The sequence below is a fragment of the Egibacteraceae bacterium genome (assembly GCA_040905805.1).
Classification (GTDB): domain Bacteria; phylum Actinomycetota; class Nitriliruptoria; order Euzebyales; family Egibacteraceae; genus DATLGH01.
This window is the reverse complement of sequence record JBBDQS010000124.1, coordinates 1-21,931: the sequence shown is the minus strand read 5'-3', so window position 1 is coordinate 21,931 and position 21,931 is coordinate 1. Positions and strand designations below refer to the sequence as shown.

Here is a 21,931-nt window from a genome sequence, read left to right as displayed (position 1 = left end):
ACCCCGCCGCCGCGATCACCCTGGCCGACCTCGCCGCCTGGCTGGGCATCGACCTGCCCGGCCTCACCGACACTCCCGCCCCAGACCACACCGACCCCGAGCCGGCCCCCCACACCGATCCCGAGCCGGCCGCCGACGCCGAGCCCGCCACGGACGGGCCAGCCGACACCGCGGGCACCGGGGCGGATGCGCCGGCCACGGGCGGACCAGACGAGCCCGACGGCACGGCGGCGGGTGCCGGCACGCCCGGGACCGACCCCGCGGCGGCTGCCGGCGAGGCGGCTGCCGGCGAGGCGGATGCCGGCGAGGCGGATGCCGGCGAGGCGGATATCGGCGAGGCGGATGCCGGCGAGGCCAGCACCGGTGCACCGGGGCAGCCGGCCGGCCCCGGCCAGGGCGCCTCCTCCGGCGCGGACCCGCCCGGTTCGGCAAGACCGCCCCCGCCGCGGCGCCCGCCCCGGTTCGGGTCGGGGGTGCCGGTCAGTCCCACGACCGTGCGCGGCCTCGTGCCCGCCGCGACGATCATGGCCGTGCTCACCCTGGGGCCCTGGCGGGCCGTCAACGTCGGCAGCAAGCACCGCACCCTGCCCGCCTGGCTGCGCACCGTCCTGCACGCCATGCACGTGCACTGCCGCGGTCCCGACTGCGACCGGCCCCCCGCCTGGACCCAAGCCCACCACATCACCCCATGGGTCAAAACCCACACCACCGACCTCAACGACACCCTGCCCGAGTGCCCCGGCCACCACAAGCTCCACGACAAGGACTGGACCGCCACCCTTGACCACACCACCGGCACCGTCACCTGGACCAGCCCCACCGGACGCGTCATCGTCGTCGCCCCACCCACCCCCTGGCCCTTCGGATAGCGGCCTGGGGGGCAGGTGGGCCCGCGGTCACCGGATACGCTCGACCTGCTCCTGGGTGGGGAAGTTCTCCAGCGCGCCGCGGGGACTCTCGTCCCACGCGAACGTGAGAGGGGTCTGCAGGTACGCCGTGACGAGCTCGGCGCAGTTGCGGATTCCGTCCAGGTGCGTGCGCTCGTAGCCGTGGCTCGCATCCACGCCGAACCCGATGAGCGCGGCACGGGTCTCCGCGCCGGCTTCCATGGCGGCGGCGATGTCGGAGCGGTAGTAGTTGAAGACGTCACGCTGCGCCGGGATGCCCAGCTCGGCGCAGAGTCGCAGGATCTTGCGGGTCAGGTGGTAGTCGAACGGCCCGGAGGAGTCCTGCATGGCGACGTTGACGCCGGTCTCCTTGGAGTACTGGCCGGGTGCGACGACCGCGTTGTCCAGCGACACCATCTCGGCCACGTCGGCGTGCAGCCCGTGGCTGGCGCCTTGGCCGATCTCCTCGGCGATGGTCACCAGCAGGTGGACGCTCACGGGCAGCACGAGGTCGTGCTCCACGACGCTCTTGAACGCTCCGAGCGCCGCCGCCACACCCGCTTTGTCGTCGAGGTGGCGGGACTTCACGAAGCCGGAGCCGGTGACCACGGGCTCGGCTTCCAGCGCCACGAAGTCACCCACTTGGATGCCCAACGCCGCGAGGTCGGCGGCGCTGTCCACCAGCTCGTCGACGCGGACCTCGACCTGCTCCCAGGCGACCTTCTGCGTGTCGACCTCGTCACCGAAGGTGTGCCCGCTGGCCTTTAGCGGCAGGATCGTGCCGGTGAAGCACTGGGTGGGGTCGTCGCCCAGGACCAGGACCCGGGCCCCCTCGGCGAAACGCGCGCTGAAGGTCCCGATGGGTGAGACCTGCAGCCGGCCGTTGGCCTTGAGGCGCTTGACGATGCAGCCGATCGTGTCCGAGTGCACGACGATGGCGCGGTCGGGGCTGTCCTGCTCGCCGGTGAGGTTGGCGATCAGGGCGCCACGGCGGGTGAGCTGGAAGGGGATCCCCAGGGTGGCGAGCTCCTGGCCGATCAGGTGCATGACCTCGTCGGTCCGCCCCGACGGGCTCGGTGTGCGCAGCAGACGCACGAGCACGTCTCGCACGTAGTGCATGTCCACGGGCAACAGCTTCGGGCTCATCGTTCCTCCGGCGTGCGATCGGCCCGGCAGAAGGTCCCGCCGGGCCGGGACCCACGATAGACGACCGCCGCGTCCTCCCCCACGTCACGCAGGCTCGGTCCCCGGGCGGGCACTATCATTCGTCCGGAGGAGTTCCCGGAAGGCGGTCAGGTGGCAACGACTGGCGACGAGGCCGTTCCGCAGCCGCAGCTGCTGGAAGCACCGATGAGGACGGGAGCGGTCGAGGAGACAGCGGCGCACCTGTCTGCCGCGATCCGCGAGTTCACCGCCGCCGGCGACCGGCGGCAGGCCGCGCTGGCCTGCGCCCGCCTCGGTGACCTGTACGCCCACGCGATGGGCAACCTGACCGCGGCCCGGGCCTGGTTCGCCCGGGCGACCCGCCTGCTCGAGGACGAGCCACCGTGCGTCGAGCAGGGCTGGGTGGCGGTGGCGGCGCTGGGCTGCGATGTCGACGACCCCGACGTGCTGCTCGCCCGTGCAGAGCTCGCCCTGGACCGCGCCCGGCAGTTCGGCGACGTCAACCTCGAGGGCAAGGCCCTGGCCGACGCCGGCCTGGCCCACGTGCAGGCCGGGAGGCTGGCGCGGGGCATGGCGCTGCTCGACGAGGCCATGGCCCTGGTCTGCGGCCCTGCCGACGACGAGGAGGCTGCCGGCAAGTCCGTCTGCTCGTTCCTGACCGCCTGCTACTACGCCGCCGACTTCGACCGGGCCGGCTCGTGGGCCGACGTCCTGCGCCGCCGAGGGCTGATCGGCGAGTCCCCGGGCGTGCCGGTGGTCCTCGGCAACCACTGCGACAGCGTGCACGCCACGGCGCTGTGCGAGCTGGGCCGCTGGGGGGAGGCCGAGACCGTCCTGATCCGCGCCATGGAGGCCTTCGAATCCTGCATGGGCCTGCCCAGCTGGCATCCGGCCATCGCCCTGGCGGAGCTGCGCATCCACCAAGGCCGCCTCGCGGACGCCGAGATGCTGCTGCTCGGCAAGGACGGCCACCTCCAGGCGCTGCTGCCCGCCGCTCGCCTCCACCTGGCCCGCGGCGATCACGACCTCGCGCGCGCCACCGCCGCCCGGGGCCTGCGAGCGGTCGGCGACGACCGCCTTCGAGCCGCCGAGCTCTTCACCGTGCTCGTGGACACCGAGCTCGATGTCGGCGACCTCGATGCGGCAGTCGCCTCCTGCGACGACCTGGTCGTCCGCGCGGCGGACCTCGACGTGCCCGGCCTGCAGGCCCGAGTCGCGGCGGCGCACGCCCGCGTGCTCGCCGCCGCCGGGGCCGTCCCCGCGGCCATCGCCACCATGGAGACCGCGCTGGACGGTCTGCCGCCCACCGGTGTGCCACTGCTGCGTGCCACGCTGCTGCTCGACCTCGCGCGCCTCCACGATCAGGCGGACGACCGGGCGGCCGCCAGGGTGGAGGCGGGCCGGGCGGCCGCGGCGCTGGCCGGTCTGGATGTGGTCCTGTCCGCCGACGATGTCGCCTTGCTCGAGCGCTTGGGTGTAGCGGTCCCCACCGGCGGCGCGGCGCGCACGGCGACCCTCATGCGGCAGGATCGGTGCTGGGTGGCCGGGTGCGGCGACACGCGCGCACGGATGCGGGACACCAAGGGCCTGCGGTACCTCGGCGAGCTGCTGCGCAACCCCGGCGTCGAACGCCACGCCCTCGACCTCGTGGACCGGGTCGAGGGGGTGGCCGTCGAGGGGGTGGCCGTCGGCGAGGCGGCCCCTGACCGGCGTCACCTGGGAGACGCCGGCGAGCTGGTCGACGCCAAAGCCCGCACCGCCTATCGCCACCGCATCGAGGTGCTGCGGGAGCAGATCGACGACGCCCTGGCGATGGGCGCCGAGGAGCGCGCCGAGACCCTGCAGGCGGAGCTCGACCAGCTCGTGGGCGAGCTCGCGCAGGCGTTCGGGTTGGGCGGGCGCGCCCGCCGGGCGTCCTCTGCGGCCGAGCGCGCGCGCGTCAACGTCACGAGGGCGCTGCGGGCGGCGACCGCCGCCCTGCACGAGGCTTTGCCCGAGGCGGGCACCGTGCTCGACCGCCAACTGCGCACCGGCCTGTACTGCGCCTACGAGCCCGACGACGGGGACGACGTTCGCTGGATCGTTCAGTCCTGAGTGAACGGGAGCAGCCGCGAACGAACGCCTCTTGGAGTGGAAGCTATTCCACCACCAGGAGGTACCTGATGAGCCAGATGCGCGAACCCACCGCGGGAGGCCGATGATGGACGCCCCCTACCAGGCCGGGCCCGACGTCCATGTCCTCCCGACCACCGTCCCGCTGCCGGGCATCGGGGTGCTGCCCGTCAACGCCTACGTCCTGCTCGCCGAGCAGCCGGTGCTGATCGACGCCGGGATGGGCGCCGACAGTGAGGCGTTCGTCGACGCGCTCTCCTCGATCATCGACCCGCACGCGCTGCGGTGGGTGTGGCTGACCCACGACGACGCCGACCACACCGGCAGCCTCCAGCAGGTGTTGGAGCTGGCCCCGCACGCCCGGCTGGTGACCCACGCCATGAGCGCGATGCGGATGGCGTCGTGGTGGCCGGTGCCACTCGACCGGGTGCACGCCATCCGGGCGGGTGATCGGCTTGCCGTTGGTGACCGCACGCTGCGGGCCGTGGCGCCGCCGCTGTACGACAACCCCATGTCGACCGGACTGCTCGACGAGGCGACCGGTGCCTTGTTCTCGGTGGATTCCTTCGGGGCGCTCCTGCCCGAGTCGACCCAGGATGCCGCGGACGTGCCGGAGGACGTGCTGGCCGGCGGCATGCAGGCCTGGGCGACCGCAGACTCGCCGTGGGCCCACCTGCTGGACCGCCAGCGGTTCGGCCACGTGCTCGAGGGCGTCCGCCGCCTCCGGCCCGACCGGATCCTGTCCTCGCACCTGCCCGCCGCCAACGGCACCTCGCTGGAGCGCTTCTTGCGGGTGCTTGAGTCGGTCCCCGACGCCGAACCCGCCGTTGCGCCCAACAACGAGGAGTTCGCCCACATGATCGCGGCGTTGACCGAGATGCAACCGGAGCCGGCCGTGGCCGCCACGTCGTGACACGACGCTAGGCCGGGGTCCTCGTCCTCGGGAACAGCAGGTCGACGAAACGCTGCGCCGTGGGCTGCGGCTCGTGGTTGGCCAGGCCGGGCCGCTCGTTGGCCTCGATGAACACGTGCTCGCGGTCCTCCGGGGACGGGACCAGCAGGTCGAGCCCGACGACGGGGATGTCCAGGACCCGACTCGCCTGCACGCAGGCCTCGCCGATCTCGGGTGACAAGCGCTGCGTCACGTCATGGATGGTGCCCCCGGTGTGCAGGTTCGCGGTGCCCCGCACCCGCAGGGTCTCCCCCTCGGGGAGGGTGTCGGACAGCTCGTAGCCGGCTGCCGCGACCGTGGCGGCGGTGTGCTCGTCGAGGGGGATGCTCGACTCCCCGTCGGTGGCCGCGGCCCGGCGGCGGCTCTGCGTCTCGATGAGCCCCTCGATCGAGAGCCGACCGGTGCCGACGACCTGCGCGGCCCGGCGGACGGCCGCGGCCACGACCTCGTGGTCGATGACGACGACCCGCAGGTCCTCGCCCTCGACGTACTCCTCGAGCAGCACCCGGGGGCAGTGCGGTCGCGCCGCCTCGATGGCGGCATGCAGCTGCTCGGCGTCGCGGACGCCCACGGTCACCCCGGCTCCCTGCTCCCCACGTGCGGGTTTGACGACCAGCTCACCGACCTCGTCGAGGAACTCGTCGTCCGCGTCATCGAACGTGGCCACCCTGCCCCGGGGGACGCGCAGCCCGGCCTGGGCCAGCAGGTCGCGCGCCACGCGCTTGTCGTCGCAGCGGCTCATGGCGACCGCGCTGGTGAGCTCCGAGAGCGATTCCCGCGTGATGATCTCGCGCCCCCCGTGCGCCAGGGCGAGGTAGCCCTGCTCCGCATCGAGCACCCTGACGGTGATCCCCCGCCGGCGCGCCTCGTCGGCGATGATCTTGGCGTAGGGGTTGAGGCCCTCCTCCGGCGCCACGGGGACGAACAACGGCTCGTTGATGGGGTTCTTGCGCTTGACCAGGAACACCGACACGCGCTCGAAGCCGAGCTTCTCGTAGAGGCCGATGGCGGCCTGGTTGTCATGCATCACCGACAGGTCCATGTAGGCGCGTCCCCGCGCCTGGTAGCGCTCGGCCAGCGTGCGGGTCAGCGCCTGGCCCACGCCCGGCTTGCCCGCCTGCGGGTCGACCGCCAGGCACCACAGGCTGGAACCCGACTCGGGGTCGCGGAAGGCCTGCGCGTGGTCGACGCCGGTCACCGTCCCGATGATGTCGTGCGTGTCGGCGTCCTCGGCGACCAGGTAGGTGAAGGTGGGGGTGCGCTGGTTGGCCCACATGATCGCCGGGTCCGCCATCACCATGCCGTTCAGCGCGTAGAGGCGGTTGGTCGCGTCCGCATCGGCCTGCGTGCGCATCTTGCGCACGATGACGCCGCGGACGGGTTCGCGCGCCGGACGGTACCGGTGCAGCCAGAGCCGGTAGGTGAGCGACGGATCGATGAAGAGCTCGTCGGGTGCCCGGGAGACGAACACGTGCGCGTCGCGCAGGTACAACGCGATGTCTCGCCGTCCGGCCGCCTCCGCGTGCAGGGCGGACTCCAGCGCATCGTGGTCGGCGAAGGTCTGCCCGAACAGGAGGCGACCCCAACCGCAGTCCAGCGCCACGTTGGGCGCCATGTGGGCGGTGTCACGGTCGGTCGGGTGGCCCCAGCTGCGCGTGGACAGGCTGTCGGCCCGCCGAACGCGGGGGTCGTAGCGCTTCGTCATGGGGGTCCTCGAGCGCTTGGGCGGCGTCGCGTCAGATTCCGTGCGCTTGGAGCCACAGCTCCAGGACGCCGAGCTGGTAGAGCTTGTTGCCCCGCAGCGGGGTGAGATCCGACTGCGGGTCGTCGACCAGGCGGTTGACGTAGTCGGTCCGGAACAGGCCGCGCCGCGTCGCGGCGGGCGCGGTGAGCGCCCCGCGGATCAGGTCGAGATAGGGCCCGCGCAGGAACTTCAGCGCCGGGACCGGGAAGTAGCCCTTCGGCCGGTCGATGACCCCGGCCGGGATGACCCGCCGGGCAGCCTCCTTCAGCACGCCCTTGCCGCCTTGGGCGACCTTCAGCTCGGGGGGGCATGCCGCCGCCAGCTCGACGAGCTCGTGGTCGAGGAACGGCACCCGGGCCTCAAGGCCCCAGGCCATCGTCATGTTGTCCACCCGCTTCACGGGGTCGTCGACGAGCATGATCGTCGAGTCCAGCCGCAGGGCCCGGTCCACGGCGGTCTCGGCCCCCTCGGCGCGGAAGTGCTGCTCGACGAACTGCGTGGAGGCGTCACGGCCGAGGCGGTAGTCGTCGGTCACGACCGCGTCCATCTCGGCGTGGGGACGGTCGAAGAACGCCGCCTGGTAGGTCTCCAGCCCGAGCTCGTCGGGCGGGCACGCCAGCATGGGCGGGTACCAGTGGTAGCCGGCGAACACCTCGTCGGCCCCCTGGCCGGACTGGACCACCTTGATGGTCTTCGCAACCTCTTGGGACAGGAGATAGAAGCCCACCGCGTCGTGGCTGACCATCGGTTCGCTCATCGCCGAGATGGCGTCCCCCAGAGCGGGCAGCATGCGCTCGGTCGACACCCGGATCTGGTGGTGGTCCGTGCCGTATTCGCGGGCGACCGCGTCGGAGTACTTGAACTCGTCGCCCTGCTCGCCGCCGACAGACTCGAAGCCCACCGAGAAGGTCGACAGGCTTGACTGCCCCGCCTCCGCGAGCAGGCCCACGATCAGGCTGGAGTCGAGCCCCCCCGACAGCAGCGCGCCGACCGGCACGTCGGCCACCAGTCGGCGCTCCACGGCGAGGCGCAGCGACGCGAGGATGGCGTCCTCCCAGTCGCGTTCGGTCCAGCCGGCGTGGGCGGGGTCACGGGTGAAGCTCGGCCGCCAGTAGGTCGTGCGGTGCTGGCGCCCGTCGGGCTCGACCACGAGCAGGGTGGCCGGTGGGAGCTTGCGCACGCCCTTCAGGATGGTGTGGGGGGCGGGGACGACCGCGTGGAACGTGAGGTAGTGGTGCAGCGCCACCGGGTCGATGTCGGTGTCGATACCGCCGCCGGCGAGCAGTGCCGGCAGGGTGGAGGCGAAGCGGATGCGCCCCGGCGACTCGGCCAGATACAGCGGCTTGATGCCGAGCCGGTCACGGCCGAACACGACGCGCCCCGTGTCGCGTTCGGCGAGGCAGAAGGCGAACATCCCCTGGAGCCGGTCGACGAAGCCCTCCCCCCACGCGTCGTAGGCCTTGATGAGCACCTCGGTGTCGCCGGTGGAGAAGAAGCGGTAGCCCTTCTCGGCGAGCTCCCCCCGCAGCTGCTCGTAGTTGTAGATGAGCCCGTTGAAGACCATCGTCAGGCCGAGCTCGGCGTCGACCATGGGCTGGGCGGCCTTGCTGGACAGGTCCACGACCTTCAGGCGGGCGTGCCCCATCGCCACCGGGCCCTGCGCGTACAGCCCGGTGCCGTCAGGTCCACGGTCGCGCATGGTCGTCGCCATCCGCTGGACCGCCTGGGTGTCGGCCACCGCCCCGTCGACGCGCACCTCGCCGCACAGTCCACACATGGGTCAGGTCTCGTCGCTCGCGGTCAGGGGTCGTCGTCTACCGTAGCGGCAGGCGGGCCCGCCCCCAACTCTGCGGGCGGCTGGCAGACCGGGCACCAGTACGTCAGGCGGGCCCGGGCGCCATGCCGGGCGACCCGCACCGGGACGGCGTGCCCGGCCGTAGACGTACAGGCGCGCGCCGGTGCCGGGCGCGGTGGTGGTCCGCCTGCACGGCACCGACGGTGCCACCGGTCAGGGCCCGTCCGAGGGTGCGGGCGGACCGGTGGATCGTGTCGCCCTCGGGCATGTCCCGACTGTACCGCCGGGCGCGCTCCACGGAATGTGCATATCGGCATTACAGACGGTCGTCTTCGCCGCCGACAACCCCGGGGACAGTCGACGACGAGAAGGCGCGGTTTGATGGGGATACGCGGTGCGGTGGCGACGCTGGTGGTTGCGGTGGTGACCCTGACGGGCGTGCCGGCAGGCGCGATGGAGGCGACCGCCGCCGGGCCCGGCGCGGATCGCGCTCCGGAGCGGATCGTCGTCGGGTACACCGGCAGCGACCACCCTGTGGTCCTCCACACCCCCCGGGACGGGATGGACCGCACGCTGCGAGCGCTGCAGGCCGATCCCGCGGTCGAGTACGCCGAGCACGACGCCCGCATCGAGGCCGCGGACCTCACCCCCAACGACCCGCTGTGGGGCTCCCAGGGCGCGATCCGCCAGGTGGGGGGCCCGCGGGCATGGTCGACCTCGACCGGTGACCCCTCGGTGGTGGTCGCCGTGCTGGACAGCGGCGTCGACGCGAGCCACGAGGACCTGGTCGGCGCCACCGTCACCGGGTGGAACGTGCTGACCGACACGGCCCAGACCGGCGACGACTTCGGTCACGGCACCGCCGTGGCCTCGGTCGTCGCCGCGCGCACCGACAACGGGCAGGGCGTGGCCGGCCTGTGCTGGACCTGCGCGGTCATGCCGGTCAAGGTGCTGGACGCGAACGGCGCGGGGTACGTCTCCGACCTGGCGGCGGGGATCCGGTGGGCCACCGACCACGGGGCAGCGGTCATCAACATGAGCGTGGCGGGCCCCACCTCCACGCGCACCCTCACCTCGGCGGTCGACTACGCCCTGGCGAACGGCGTGGCCCTGGTGGCCTCGGCGGGCAACCACGCCGGCACCGCTCCCACCTACCCGGCCGCCTACGAGGGCGTCATCGGCGTGGGCGCCGCCACGCCCTCCGACCAGCAAGAGGACTACAGCAACAGCGGCGACTGGGTCGACCTCGCGGCACCCGGCTGCAGCCACGCGGCGGGCGCCGCCGTCAGCGGGGGTGGCTACCGGGCGTTCTGCGGCACCTCTGCCGCCGCACCGGTCGTGGCCGGCATCCTCGGGCTGGCCCGTGCGGTCGCCCCGGATCCAGGGGTCGACGTCCTGCGCGGCGCGCTGGAGTCGACGGCGGTGCCGGTCGGCTCCTGGGTGCACCACGGCAGGGTCGACGCCGCAGCCACCGTCGAGCTGCTGGCCGACACCACAGATCCCGACCCGACGCCGAGCCCGAGCCCCGAGCCCGAGCCGTCCTACGAGCCCGAACCCGAGCCCGAACCCGACCCCGACGACAGCCCGCAGGCCGCGTCCAGCGACCGACTCGCCGGGGGCGACCGGTACGCCACCGCAGCAACGATCAGCGCGTCCATGCACGAGCCCGGGGTCGCCCGCGTGTACGTCGGCACCGGGAGGGCATACCCCGACGCGCTCGCCGCGGGTCCCGCCGCCGCCGTCGCCGGTGGTCCCGTCCTGCTGACCGACCCCGCCGCCCTGCCCGCCGCGACCGCCGCGGAGCTGTCGCGCCTGGACCCCGAGGAGATCGTGGTCGTCGGGGGCACCGGCAGCGTCTCCCGCGGCGTGGAGCGGCTGCTCGGCCACTACGGGACCGTCCGTCGCGTCGCCGGCCCCGACCGCTACAGCACCGCGGCGGCCGTCGCCCTGGACACCTTCACCGGTCCCGTGCCGGTCCTCTACCTCGCGTCGGGACGCAACTTCCCCGACGCGCTGTCGGGTGGCGCCACCGCGGCCATCCAAGGGGCACCGCTGCTGCTGACCGACCCCGACGGCCTCCCGGACGTCACGGAGGCGGCTGTGGCCCAGCTGCAGCCCGAGCACATCGTCGTGCTCGGCGGGCCCGGCGCGGTCGCCGACCCCGTCCTGTCGGTGCTCCGCCTGCTTTCCACCACCGTCACCCGTCTGTCCGGGGAGAACCGCTTCGCCACGGCGAGCGAGATCTCCCAGTGGGCCTTCCCCGAGGCCAGCGACGTGGTGTACCTGGCCACAGGTGCGGACTTCCCCGACGCGCTCGCGGGCGGACCGGCCGCCGCGGCGACCGACGGTCCCCTCCTGCTGGTGCAGCGCGACACCCTGCCGGCGACGGTCTTCGCGGAGCTCGAGCGCCTGAATCCGCGCCGCATCGTCGCCCTCGGCGGACGCGCGGCCGTGTCCGACGCGACCCTGCAAGCCGCGCTGGCCGCAACGGCGCGGTAGCGAGACTCATTTGGCCGCGTCGCCGGGCCACTGCACCCCCCTGGAGGTGGCCGCCTCGCTCGGCCGCAGTGGTGCTCCGCGTTGCAGAGGCGGCGGGGCCGCCCCCCCCCAGCATCGAGGTGCCGCTTCGGCTCACACTGGGCTCACACGAGCGCGGGGAGGGGCGCGATGGCCGCGCCCAGTACTACGACATCTAAGGTTCAGCCGCCCTTACCGGCGAGACCTTCCACCCGAGCCATGTCGGCTCCGTGGAACTGGCCACACGGTCACGAGGCTCGATTGTGTGGCACCGTACACCGCGTCCAGGGAGATGGACTGGTCGAAGGTGACGAACCGTCCGTTGTTGGCAACCGCCAGGGCGAGCAGGTAGGCATCGGTCACCTGACGGGGTCCGTGCACCCGGGTGCGGTCGATGATGTCGTCATCCAGAATGCTGACCGTGCAGGGCCAGTACTCGTGGTGCGCGGTCTGCGTGGCGCCGGCCAGGAGATCGGCTGCTTCGGCTGGCGTGACCGGGCTCGGGTAACGCGGCTGGCTGATGACGCGCACGAACCCGTTCTCCGTGATCGCACAGGATGCCCAGCCGGACTCGATCTCCGATTCAAGCCAGCTCCGGGCACGGTCATGGTCGACGTGGTCGCTGTCCAACAGAGCCAACAGAACGTTGCTGTCCAGGAGCGCACGCCGCGGCGCCTCATGGGCGCTACCCTCCGTCATCGGCTTCGTCCTCCCGCAGCTGGTCGATGAGCGCGTTCGACACTGCTGGGCCCCGGCTTGGAAGCGGCTCGAATCCGTAGAAGCCACGCGTCTCCCCGGCGAGGCGGTCAGCGCCCGATCGGGTAAGGGCCTGGCGCGCAAGGTCGGACAGGACCGCGCCGACGGCCCGTCGTTCCCGACGCGCACGTTCTTTTACGGCAAGCAGGACATCGTCATCCAGGTTCAGAGTGGTGCGCATGCATCTGATGCTAGCACATCACGATGTTGGTCAGCAGTGCGACAAATCCGGAGGGACACCCGGTCGCTTCACGGCTGCCCGCAAGGCCCAGACGTCGTCGACGCTGAGCTCCACCGACGGGTTCGCCCGGCGCGTCGGCTTAGGTCTGGGTCAGGCGCCCCAGCGTCGAGACCGTCACCATCCCCTCGTCGAGCAGGTCGTCGGGGCCGTCCAGCACCCGCGCCCGACCGGGACCCCCGAAGCCGTCCACGACCAGGGCCGCCCCACCGCAGTCCTGCCCGGTGGTGTAGTCGTTCACGACAGCCAGGCAGGGCAGGCCGGCCCCCACCGCTGCGGTCACTCCGGCGTGGGAGTCCTCCACCACCACGACGGACCCGACCGCCGCGCCCAGCCGCCGCAGCACCTCCCGGTACACCGACGGATCGGGCTTCAGGGCCGAGACGTCGTCGCCGGCCACCACCGTCTCGAACCGCGCCAGCCCGAACAGGTGATCCAGCAGCGGCTCGACCCACACGCGGCTGCCCGTGGTCGCCACCCCCAGGGGCACACCGGCGTCGGCGAGCTCGTCGAGCAACCGCGCCACCCCGGGGCGGGGCGGGATGCGGCCGGCGGTCGCCAGGTCCATGAAGATCTCGGTCTTGCGCTGGTGCAGCTCGACGGCCAGGGCGGCCGCCTCCTCGGCGGGATGGCCCTGCCCGACCAGGAACTCGCGGATGCGGCGGCGCCCTCCGGGGGTGGTGACCAGGTCGGCGTAGGCGTCCTCGGACCACCGGTAGGGCAGCGCCGCCTCGGCGAACGCGTCGTTGAACGCCGGCCGGTGACCGTGGCGCTCGCTGTCGACCAGCGTGCCGTCGACATCGAACACCACGGCCCCGGGACGGCGCCCGGGGGCCACCGACCGGTCTGCGGGCACTACGTCTGCGCGGGTGTCTGCGATCGCATCCCGCTCACGGCGGCGGTGACCGCGTCCGCGTCCAGGACGTCGGCCATGAGGCCGACCTGCTCGTCGTAGACGTCGTCGGGGACCGCCGCAGCGATCTCCGGCTCCAACACGTGGTACACGGCGAGACCCAACTGGGCCTCGGCCAGGGGACCTGCGTAGCTCGGGTCACCGATCACGACCGTCTCGGCAGCGATCTCCGCCGCCTCCGGGTCGGGTGCACCGAGCAGCACGATCAGCGAGTCGCTGCCGTGCTCCTCCGCAAGCCGCTTGATCGCGGTCTGCGTGTCCAGGTCCATGGCCCCTGAGGCCGTTCAGACGAAGCAGGCGGTCGACGTGTAGACGACCTCGCCCCCCGCCGCCTGCGCGCAGGCAGCGATTGCCTCGCCGCCCACCCCGTCCCGTTCGCCGATGGCGATGACCTTCTTGCCGTCCAGCATGTGCGATGTCCTTTCCGTTGATGAAACGTGCTTACCCGTTTTCGGCCAACCAGCCTTTGACGGCGGCGGCGTCCAGGTCGGGGTCGGTGATCCGGGCGACCTCCTCGCCGTCGCGGAACAGCAGCAGGGTGGGCAGGCCCATGACCTTCAGGTCCATGCAGACCCGCCGCGCCTTCGGGGCTTCGAGCTTCACGACGGTGAGGTCGTCGCGGTCGGCAGCGATCTGCTCGAGATGGGGCGCGAGCGCCAGACAGGGCTGACAGTCCGGCCCCCACACGTCGACCAGGACCGTACCATCGTTGACGTGCTCCCAGAAGTCCTCACGGGTGGCTTCCACGACGCTCATGCTGCACCTCCGGTGCGTAGGGGGTTGCGTTCGAGCACGACGCTCATGCCGTCCGAGTTGCGGCTCATCCGACCGAGGAACAGGCTGCCCTTGGCGAGCAGCTGGACGCGCTGCGCGTCGCCGGTCGTCAGGCGGCGCAGGGCGTGCGGCAGGTAGCACAGCGCCGACGCGAGGTGGCCCTGCGTGGGCGCGAAGCCCGGCATGCCGCGCGCGGTGACGAAGGCCTCCATGTCGGCCCGTTCGAGCTCCCCGCGACGCACGGCCAACGCGGCGATGGTCTTGTAGTTGCGAGCGGCGACGTCGCCGGAGCCCTGCGGCTCGGTGACCTCGGGGTCGTGCAGCTCTGTGGCGTAGTCGTCGACGTCGGTCATGCCCAGGCCGACGCGCTCAAGCGGCTCCGCGGTGAGCGCGGTGAGCACGTTCTGGTTGGCGCTGCCCGCGCCCACAGGGTGGCGCCCGACGGTGTCCAGGCGCAGATGGGGGGAGGCCCCGTCGTCGGCCGTGACGAGGGCGGCCATGCCGCCCATCACGTCCTCGAGCACGGGCAGGTCGTGGCTGAGGTGGCCCTGGAACTTCATGCCGAGCTTGGGCATGGATCCGCCCGCGACGATCGCCACGGTGCCGAAGACCCCCGAGGCGACCAGGCTGGCGGCGATCACGAGCGCCGGCAGGGGCGCCGCGCAGAAGTTCTTCACGTCCACGCCGGAGGCGTTGGTCAGGCCCACCGTCTCGGCGATGGCCTTGGCGAGGTTGCCCCCGCCCCGCTGGTAGCGGTCCCCCACCGCCTCCTCGGAGCAGCTGAGCACGTAGTCGACCGTCCCGGGCTCGATCCCGTGGTCGTGCAGCAGCCGCGCCAGCGCCAGGACCCCGGTGGCCTTGCCCGCGAGGTTCTCCAGGAGCACCTGCGCGGTCAGCGCCTCGTCGGCCTCGTGGCCCCACTGCATGGCTCCGGCCAGACGGTCGGCACCGAGGTGCAGGGCCAGCGCCCCCGGCTGCTCGGTGGCGTGTCCCACGTCCCCGGCGGCCTTCGTGATCTTGTCGAGGTCGAAGGCCTTGGCGAGCGGGTGGCGTCCGAGCCGCGCGGCAGCGTCCTCGGCCACCGCGGGATCCAGGGTGAGCAGGTCGAAGTCGTCGGCGATGGCGAGCAGGCCGAGGAACTCCTCCTCGGGCATGAGCTCACCGTTGCCCCCGAATCGCTCAGCGCCGTCCAGGCGCTGCCCGACGCGCGGCCTCGCCGGCAGGTCGCGGGGGTGCAAGGCGCCCAGGAACGCCTGGTGCGGCGGGTAGCCCACGGCTTCCTCGAAGGAGCGCAGGCTGGCCAGGAAGCGCGCCCGCACTGCGTCGTCGCGGGCCAGCTCGCGGGCGGGCTTGGATCCGTGGCGGGCGAGCCCGGGGGTGTGGGCCAGCACCGCGCTGACGGATGGGATGACGGTGACGGTCACGCGTTGACCTCCTCGACCGTGAAGATGGTGGGTTCGCTGACCGCGGTCGACAGGGCGTGCAGGGCGGTCTCGAGCAGCCGGCGGCGCCAGGCGTGCTCGGCGGTCGTATCCACCTCGGGGTCGCCGGCGGGGAAGGGGATCCCGCGGGTCGGCACGATCCGCGGGGCGCCCACCTGTTGGGCGATCGACACCAGGTTGCACAGCAGGGCCGTGGGGATCCCCCCACGTTCCAGCTCCTTCGCAAGCGTTGACCCGCAACGCGTCCCGGTGCCTCAGGTGGCGGTCAGGATCGCGGCCTGCACCCCGGAGCCGTGGAGGCGGGCTGCCCACTCGACGCCGAAGCGCCGGGCGTTGGCCACGGCGGTGCCGTTGCCGGCGGTCACCAGGTACTCGGGGTGCAGCGTGCCGATGCGCCCCTCGGCCTCCAGCTCCCGGGCGACGTCGAGAGGGAGGATCCGGTGCGGGTCGGCGTTGGCCGCGGCCGGGGAGAACCCGCCGTGCACCGACTCGTACTCGCCGGCGGGCAGGGCACCGACACCCTCCAGTGGGTAGGGCAGCCAACGGGTGGCCCGAGCGGCCTCGAGCCGGTCGGGGTTGCCCGCGGGCACGAGCGCGCCCTCGGTGACCAGCGCCAGGGTGACCGCACCCATGTCGGTCACCGGACCGGCCGGCATCACCACGTCGAAGAGCGCGGCGGGGATCTCGGTGGCGTCCCGGTCACCGCCGACGCGGGCGAGCGCGAGGTCGACCGCTCGGACGGCCGCAGGCCGGTCGGCGGTGGTGGTGCGCCGGGGGATCCGCCCGACGCGCCCGTGCTCGGCGGTGACGGGCTCCCCTGCGGCGAGCCGCACGGCCGCTGCGGCCAGGCGCTCCATCGACGCACGCATGTCCCGACTGCTCGGGCCCGCCGCGACCACCACGGCGGGGCCGGCCTCGTCGACCCCCGGGTTGTCCGCGTGCATGCCGGCCACCGCGGGCAGGCCCGCGTCGGCGGCAGCGACCACGATGCGTGCGCAGGCAAGGCCGTAGCGTCCGCTGCCGAACGCGGGGCCGGCGACGATCATCTCGGCGCCGGCCTCGCGGGCGAGCTCGAGCACCCCCTGCATCGCCTCGGGATTGGACGCAGCGTGGTCGTCCCCGCAGGAGACACTGGCGACGACCTGGTGCTCGTCGCCGAGCAGTCGGGCGAGCAGCCGGCTGGAGCCGACCAGCTCGTCGTGGACCTGGGGATGGGTGCTGGCGGCGTCCTCGCCGCCGATGCCGGCCTGGAACTGGTTCAGGTAGTGGACGACGCGCATCAGGCTGCCTCCTCCTTGGCCATGAGCCTTCCCCATCCGAGCAGGTTCAGGGCGCCGTGCACCGTGGCCACGGGCAGCTCCATCGCCGCGGTGGCGTCGGTGTCGGCGATATCGACCCGGTCGCCGCCGAGCGCGCGCTCCATGGCGGGCAGCTGGAGGCGATGGTCGTAGTTGCCGGTGCTCACCATCGCGGTCGCCCGTCGCGGCGGGGACACCAGCGGCGGGCCCGTGCCCTCGGGGCCGGAGAACTCGGCGAACATCCCCACGGCGGCGATCCCGGCGTCCTCCAGCCGGTCCATCTTCAGCGCGGCGTCGGCGTCGGCGTTGCCCCCGCCCTCCTTGGTCACCACGGCGGCGTCGAAGCCGGCAGCGGCGCACACACCGGTCGCGTGGGCGGAGATGTGGTCCTTGGCGTGCTGGTCGACCGGCTCCGGGCAGATCACCAGGCCGGCGAACGCCAGGTCGCGCCCGTGCCGGCGCCGCAGCTCGGCGACCACCGGGTGGTTCTGGTGGACGTAGGTGGAGTTGCGCAGCCCGGGGTGGCCGAACTGGCCGCCCACCACGGCGCCGTCGTCGACCTCGGCGGGGTCGAGCAGCGTCGGCAGGCAGCCCGCGAAGCTGCGCCCGTACACGTAGACGTCCTTGAAGGCGCCCTGCGTCTGCAGGTTGGTCACCACGCCCACCCGCGGCAGGTCACCGCTGCCCGGACGGGCGGGGGGGGCCCACTCCTCGACCTCGTCGGGGGTCGCGTCCGCGGCCGCGTCCGCGAGGTGCACGGCGAGGCGGAGCAATCCCCGGCGCAGGGCGGCGTCGACGTCGGCCCAGTCCGCGTCGTCGGCCCGGTCGAACTCGACGACGACGTTGCGGGTCGCCCCGTAGGGGGAGACCTCGGCCGCCGGACCGGTCATGTCGACGATGCCCTCCTGGTTGCGGGGCAGCGCCCCCGCAGCCATGACCGCCGCGCCCCGCAGCACGGCGGTCGTGCGGGGACGGTCCGGTCGGGGCGCACCGAGGAGTCCGGGGAACATGCCCTCCACCCCGGGGCCCTTGCTGCGCGGTTCCACGACGTCGAGCACCTTCACGATCCGCACGGACTCCCCGGGGTTGACCACGTGCACGCGCACGGCGGCGAGGGCCGGATCGGCGAGCGCCGCCTCCGCCTGCTCGCGGCCGACGGTCAGCCGACGGTCCTCGTAGCCGGTGCGGGCGCCGAGGACGACCTCGTCGACCGCGTGGACCTGCAGCGTCGACGACGGGGCGGACAGTGCGGGGTCGAGTCGCGTCACGTTCATACCTAGATACTGTCCCACACCGGGGCGGGAGGCGAATCAGGCCGCGAGCTCGGCGGGGACGGCGGGAGCCGCTACGCTCCACCCTACGATGGCTGACGTCACACGCACGAAGCTGCCCGGGGTTGGGGTGCGCCACGATTTCGACTGCCGCACGGGCGGGCGCGTCGGGGTCCTCACCCACCACAACGGCGATCGCGAGCTGCTGTTCTACGAGGCCGGCGACCCCGACTCGGTGCGCGACTCCGTGCGCCTCGGCGAGGGCGAGAGCCTGATCCTGGCCGAGCTGCTCGGCGCGACCGCGGTGACCGACAACCTCGGCGCGCTGCAGCAGGAGGTCGAAGGTCTGGTCTTCGACTGGGTGATGGTGGCAGAAGACGGACCCGCGGCGGGGACCACCATCGGTGCGCTGTCAGTCGGCCAGCGCACCGGGGCCTCTGTCGTGGCGGTCCTGCGGGGAGCGCAGACCTTCCCCGGTCCGGGAGCCGACCAGCGGATCGAGGCCGGCGACACGCTCGTGCTCGTCGGCTCGCGTGAGAGCGTGGACACCGCCGAGGAACTCCTCACGGGCGCCTGACGTGTCCGTCGTCACGGCCGGACGAGAGGCGGCGGCGTGACCGGTCACGGCGCCGTCGTGGGCGCCGTCGATGCGGAGATGGCGGCGCTGTTCATCGAGCTCGGCGCCCTGGTGCTGCTCCTCAGCGTCCTCGGCCGCCTGTCCTCCCGGATCGGGCTCAGCCCGATCCCCCTGTACCTGGTCGTGGGCCTCCTGCTCGGTGACGACGGGGTCGTCGACCTGCGGTTCTCGGAGGACTTCATCGCGGTCGGGGCGCAGATCGGCGTGCTGCTGCTGCTGTTCATGCTGGGTGTGGAGTACAGCGGCGAGGAGCTGCGCTCGAGCCTGGTGGCCAACTCCCGGGCCGGCCTGCTCGACATGGTCCTGAACGTCACGCCCGGCGTCCTCGCCGGTCTGCTGCTCGGATGGTCTCCGGTGGCGGCCGTCGTGCTCGGTGGCGTGACCTACATCTCCTCGTCGGGGGTGATCGCGAAGCTGCTGGCCGACCTGGGCCAGGTCGCCAACCGCGAGACCCCCGCCGTGCTGACCGTCCTGGTGATCGAGGACCTGGCGATGGCCGTGTACCTCCCGGTCCTCGGGATCCTGCTGGTCGGCACCGGGCTCGTCGCCGGGGCCCTCTCGGTCGGCGTGGCTGTCGGGGTGGTGGTCGGGGTGCTGTGGCTCGCGGTGCAGTACGGCGAGCGGGCCAGCGCCGTGATCTCCAGCCACTCCCACGAGATCGTGGTGCTCACCGTGTTCGGCACCGTCCTGCTGCTCGGCGGGCTGGCCGAGCAGCTGGAGGTGTCCTCCGCGGTGGCGGCCTTCCTCGTGGGCATCGCGCTGTCGGGGCAGGTGGCGGCGCAGGCCCGCGAGCTCCTCGAGCCGCTGCGCGACGTCTTCGCGGCGGTGTTCTTCCTGTACTTCGGCTTCCTCATCGACCCGACGCAGCTCCCGGCCGTGGCCGGCCTCGCCATGGCGCTGGGGATCGTCACGGCGGGCACGAAGGTCGTGACGGGCTGGTACGCAGCCGGCCGGCTCGGGGTGGGCACGAAAGGCCGGCTGCGTGCCGGCACCGCGCTGATCGCGCGCGGCGAGTTCTCGATCGTCATCGCCGGACTGGGCGTCTCCGCCGGCATCGAGCCTGGGCTCGGGGCGCTGGCGGCAGCCTACGTGCTGCTCATGGCGGTGTTCGGCACGCTCATGGCCCGTGCGGCCGACCCCCTGCACGACTGGCTCGAGCGGCGCGGCTGGCTCCCGTCGGGCAAGCCGTCTCCGGCAGAGTAGCCACACCGGCGTGTCCGACGATGCGCATGGAGGGGGTCAGGGACGGCGGCGCACCAGGCCCTGGGGGTGGTCGCGGAACCCGACGGCCCGCAGATGGGCCACCAGGGGGTGGTCGGCGGGCGCATCGCCGTCCACGCGCTGCACGCGCAGCTGGTCGACCCTGCCCGTGTCCACCAGGGCGGCGAGGGCCGCGGCGGCGTCGGCGAGCGGCCGCTGGTCCGCGGTGAAGGTGAGTACCGAGCGTCCGCCCTTCTCGACGTAGACGACCGGCCGCCCCGCCACGAGCACGACGTGCGCGCCGGCCACGCGGCGTGGGCCGTGGCGGTGGGTGCCGAGCGGGCGCGGCCAGGGCAGGGCGGCACCGTAGGCGTTGGCCGGGTCGGTCGTGGCCAGGACCAGCGGCGCGTCGGCGCCGGCGTCGAGGCCCTCCTCCCGCACCGCGCGCAGCCGGTCGATGGCCCCGGGCAGGGCGAACTGGGCGCCCCCCAGGCCCTCCACGAAGTAGCCGCGGCGGGCCCGTCCGGACTCCTCCATCGCCTTCAGAACGCCGTAGACCGCGCTGAAGCCGCCGGGGACGTCCTCGGCGACGACCGCGTCGCGCACGAGCACGCCGTGGCGGTCGAGCAGCCGAGCGGCGAGGGCCGCGGCCCGGTCGGTGGCCGCCGGGGCGCCCGCCAGCAGGTCGGCGACCAACGACCAGCGACCCGCCGCCGCGGGCGGCCCGGCGCGCACGGCTCCCCGCCCGGGCCGTCGGCGCCCGCCGCCGCGGCGCGGTCCCCCGCCCACCAGGGCCCGCACGGGGGCGAGCGTGTCGTTGGTGACCATCCCCGCCCACACCAGGTCCCACAGGGCCGCCAGCACCTCCTCCTCGGCGCCGCCGCCGGCGGCCTGGTACAGGGCCGGCCAGAACGAGGCGCCCCGCTGCTCGAGGTGGCGCAGGATCCCGTCGTGCCGCGCCGAGGTGTCCGCGACGCCCTCCGGCGGCGGCGGGACCAGCGCGGGCCCCTGCTCCCGCAGGTACAGCGACACCCGACCGTCGCGGGCGCCCAGCGGGCCGCGACCCACCCACACGACCGCGCCGCCGGCCGCCTGCTCGTCGAGCCACCCGGGCTGGTAGCCCCGCAGCCGGGCGGCCAGCACCCCCGTCTCCAGCACCGATGCCGGGACCGGCACGCCCTGGAGCTGCTCGACCACCTCCAGCACCCGGTCCGCTCCCGTGGCGCCACCCCCGCCGGCGGCGCCCTGCCACCCCGGCAGGAAGCGGCCGAGAGCGGCCGGCTCGACGGCCTCCACCTCCCGGCGCAGGGCCGCCAGGGACGCGCGCCGCAGCCGGCGCAGCACCCCGGCGTCGCACCACTCCTGACCGGCGCCGGTCGGGCGGAACTCACCGGCGACCAGGCGTTGCTCGCTCTCCAGCTGTTTGCCGGCGAGCGCCACCGCGTCGGGCGGCAGCCCCAGCCGTGCAGCGACGTCGCCGGGCGTGAAGGGGCCGTGCGTGCGGGCGTAGCGCGCCACAAGGTCGACCAGCGGATGGTCCACCGGCTCCCCGAAGGACGGGGGCAGACCGGGAGGCGGCGGGATCCCCAAGCCGTCACGGAAGCGTGCGGCGTCCTCCGCGGCGGCCCACCGCTGCTCCCCCGCCACCCGCAACCGGTAGACGCGCCGGTCGGTCTCGAGCGCGGCGAGCCACTGGGCCGCCGGCCCGTCGGTGCGGGCGAGGACCTCGTGCTCCGCGAGATCGCCGACCTCGCGGAGCAGGTCGTGCACGCCGTCGCGATCACAGGCGTGGCGCTCCGGTAGCAGGCGCTGCAGCGTGAGCTCCAGTTTCGCGAGCGCGTCGGTGTCGATCAGCTCGCGCAGCTCGTCGGACCCGAGCAGCTCGGCCAGGCGCTCCCGGTCCAGGCTGAGAGCGTGCGCGCGCCGTTCTGCCAGGGGCGCGTCGCCTTCGTACAGGTACCCGGCGATGAAACCGAACAGCAGCGAGGAGGCGAACGGGCTGGCCTGCGCGGTCTCGACCGTCATGAGCCGGACCCGGCGGGCCGCGACGTCGCGCAGCAGCCCGACCAGTGCCGGGACGTCGAAGACGTCGCGCAGGCACTCCCGGTACGTCTCCAGCACGATCGGGAAGCTGCCGTACCGGCTGGCCACGGCCAGCAGGTCGTGCGCGCGCTGGCGCTGCTGCCACAGGGGGGTGCGGCCGCCCGGCCGGCGCTTGGGCAGCAGCAGCG

General features: G+C 73.4%; 18 protein-coding genes. 6 read left to right on the top strand and 12 right to left on the bottom strand.

Translation table 11 applies throughout. The features are described from left to right. Positions 1-869, top strand: an 869-nt coding sequence (locus WD250_13995; protein ID MEX2621321.1) for a hypothetical protein, incomplete at its 5' end; no start/stop codon positions are given. 27 nt (positions 870-896) lie between these two features. Here WD250_13995 and WD250_13990 read toward each other — a convergent pair. Next, complete coding sequence (locus WD250_13990) at positions 897-2,033, bottom strand: osmoprotectant NAGGN system M42 family peptidase (GenBank protein MEX2621320.1); 1,137 nt, start codon at positions 2,031-2,033, stop codon at positions 897-899. 204 nt (positions 2,034-2,237) lie between these two features. Here WD250_13990 and WD250_13985 point away from each other — a divergent pair, with 204 nt between their 5' ends. Further along, a complete protein-coding gene (locus tag WD250_13985) occupies positions 2,238-4,145 on the top strand; it encodes a hypothetical protein (GenBank protein ID MEX2621319.1) in 1,908 nt (635 codons plus the stop codon). 106 nt (positions 4,146-4,251) lie between these two features. Continuing rightward, entirely contained in the window at positions 4,252-5,076 is an 825-nt protein-coding gene (locus tag WD250_13980; GenBank protein MEX2621318.1) for an MBL fold metallo-hydrolase, read from the top strand. Positions 5,077-5,083: 7 nt separating this feature from the next. On the opposite strand, the gene ngg is transcribed toward WD250_13980, so the two are convergent. Both ngg and WD250_13970 read right to left on the bottom strand, forming a co-directional pair. Beyond that, positions 5,084-6,820: an N-acetylglutaminylglutamine synthetase gene (gene ngg, locus WD250_13975; protein MEX2621317.1), complete on the bottom strand. Its 1,737-nt coding sequence runs from the start codon at positions 6,818-6,820 to the stop codon at positions 5,084-5,086. Positions 6,821-6,851: 31 nt separating this feature from the next. After that, the gene (locus WD250_13970; protein MEX2621316.1) at positions 6,852-8,636 is read right to left on the bottom strand and encodes an N-acetylglutaminylglutamine amidotransferase; all 1,785 of its coding nucleotides are present in this window, start codon (positions 8,634-8,636) and stop codon (positions 6,852-6,854) included. Between the two features lie 399 nt (positions 8,637-9,035). Between WD250_13970 and WD250_13965 the strand changes: the two genes are divergently transcribed. Beyond that, positions 9,036-11,153, top strand: coding sequence for a cell wall-binding repeat-containing protein (locus WD250_13965; GenBank protein MEX2621315.1), 2,118 nt, complete (start codon positions 9,036-9,038; stop codon positions 11,151-11,153). Positions 11,154-11,363: 210 nt separating this feature from the next. On the opposite strand, the gene WD250_13960 is transcribed toward WD250_13965, so the two are convergent. From WD250_13960 to WD250_13925, 8 genes are all read right to left on the bottom strand, one after another. Next, positions 11,364-11,870, bottom strand: coding sequence for a TA system VapC family ribonuclease toxin (locus tag WD250_13960; protein MEX2621314.1), 507 nt, complete (start codon positions 11,868-11,870; stop codon positions 11,364-11,366). Further along, complete coding sequence (locus WD250_13955; GenBank protein ID MEX2621313.1) at positions 11,857-12,108, bottom strand: hypothetical protein; 252 nt, start codon at positions 12,106-12,108, stop codon at positions 11,857-11,859. Before WD250_13955 ends, WD250_13960 begins: the two co-directional genes overlap by 14 nt. A gap of 139 nt (positions 12,109-12,247) precedes the next feature. Next, positions 12,248-13,021, bottom strand: coding sequence for an HAD-IA family hydrolase (locus WD250_13950; protein ID MEX2621312.1), 774 nt, complete (start codon positions 13,019-13,021; stop codon positions 12,248-12,250). Further along, complete coding sequence (grdA, locus tag WD250_13945) at positions 13,021-13,488, bottom strand: glycine/sarcosine/betaine reductase complex selenoprotein A (protein MEX2621311.1); 468 nt, start codon at positions 13,486-13,488, stop codon at positions 13,021-13,023. The genes WD250_13950 and grdA overlap by 1 nt, the downstream gene beginning before the upstream one ends. A 31-nt stretch (positions 13,489-13,519) precedes the next feature. Next, positions 13,520-13,834 carry a thioredoxin family protein gene (locus tag WD250_13940; GenBank protein ID MEX2621310.1) on the bottom strand — a complete coding sequence of 105 codons (315 nt, stop codon included), beginning with the start codon at positions 13,832-13,834 and terminating at the stop codon, positions 13,520-13,522. Continuing rightward, a complete protein-coding gene (grdC, locus tag WD250_13935; protein MEX2621309.1) occupies positions 13,831-15,276 on the bottom strand; it encodes a glycine/sarcosine/betaine reductase complex component C subunit beta in 1,446 nt (481 codons plus the stop codon). The genes WD250_13940 and grdC overlap by 4 nt, the downstream gene beginning before the upstream one ends. Beyond that, on the bottom strand, positions 15,273-16,574 hold the full coding sequence (locus tag WD250_13930; protein ID MEX2621308.1) for a glycine/betaine/sarcosine/D-proline family reductase selenoprotein B: 1,302 nt from the start codon (positions 16,572-16,574) through the stop codon (positions 15,273-15,275). The genes grdC and WD250_13930 overlap by 4 nt, the downstream gene beginning before the upstream one ends. Further along, positions 16,574-17,866 carry a glycine/sarcosine/betaine reductase component B subunit gene (locus tag WD250_13925; protein ID MEX2621307.1) on the bottom strand — a complete coding sequence of 431 codons (1,293 nt, stop codon included), beginning with the start codon at positions 17,864-17,866 and terminating at the stop codon, positions 16,574-16,576. Before WD250_13925 ends, WD250_13930 begins: the two co-directional genes overlap by 1 nt. Positions 17,867-17,954: 88 nt before the next feature. On the opposite strand from WD250_13925, the gene WD250_13920 reads away from it, so the two are divergent. Continuing rightward, positions 17,955-18,440, top strand: a complete 486-nt coding sequence (locus tag WD250_13920) for a TrkA C-terminal domain-containing protein (protein MEX2621306.1) — start codon at positions 17,955-17,957, stop codon at positions 18,438-18,440. Between the two features lie 36 nt (positions 18,441-18,476). Beyond that, entirely contained in the window at positions 18,477-19,703 is a 1,227-nt protein-coding gene (locus tag WD250_13915; GenBank protein ID MEX2621305.1) for a cation:proton antiporter, read from the top strand. A gap of 36 nt (positions 19,704-19,739) precedes the next feature. Here the strand turns inward: WD250_13915 and WD250_13910 are convergent. Beyond that, positions 19,740-21,931 (bottom strand): hypothetical protein (locus WD250_13910; GenBank protein MEX2621304.1); only part of this gene is annotated, 2,192 nt, incomplete at its 5' end.

What these genes read in the sequence shown, in the direction of transcription:
- WD250_13990 (MEX2621320.1), bottom strand. Translation starts at nt 2,033, where the DNA reads ATGAGCCCGAAGCTGTTGCCCGTGGACATGCACTACGTGCGAGACGTG.
- WD250_13985 (MEX2621319.1), top strand. Translation starts at nt 2,238, where the DNA reads ATGAGGACGGGAGCGGTCGAGGAGACAGCGGCGCACCTGTCTGCCGCG.
- WD250_13980 (MEX2621318.1), top strand. Translation starts at nt 4,252, where the DNA reads ATGGACGCCCCCTACCAGGCCGGGCCCGACGTCCATGTCCTCCCGACC.
- ngg (MEX2621317.1), bottom strand. Translation starts at nt 6,820, where the DNA reads ATGACGAAGCGCTACGACCCCCGCGTTCGGCGGGCCGACAGCCTGTCC.
- WD250_13970 (MEX2621316.1), bottom strand. Translation starts at nt 8,636, where the DNA reads ATGTGTGGACTGTGCGGCGAGGTGCGCGTCGACGGGGCGGTGGCCGAC.
- WD250_13965 (MEX2621315.1), top strand. Translation starts at nt 9,036, where the DNA reads ATGGGGATACGCGGTGCGGTGGCGACGCTGGTGGTTGCGGTGGTGACC.
- WD250_13960 (MEX2621314.1), bottom strand. Translation starts at nt 11,870, where the DNA reads ATGACGGAGGGTAGCGCCCATGAGGCGCCGCGGCGTGCGCTCCTGGAC.
- WD250_13955 (MEX2621313.1), bottom strand. Translation starts at nt 12,108, where the DNA reads ATGCGCACCACTCTGAACCTGGATGACGATGTCCTGCTTGCCGTAAAA.
- WD250_13940 (MEX2621310.1), bottom strand. Translation starts at nt 13,834, where the DNA reads ATGAGCGTCGTGGAAGCCACCCGTGAGGACTTCTGGGAGCACGTCAAC.
- WD250_13925 (MEX2621307.1), bottom strand. Translation starts at nt 17,866, where the DNA reads ATGAACGTGACGCGACTCGACCCCGCACTGTCCGCCCCGTCGTCGACG.
- WD250_13920 (MEX2621306.1), top strand. Translation starts at nt 17,955, where the DNA reads ATGGCTGACGTCACACGCACGAAGCTGCCCGGGGTTGGGGTGCGCCAC.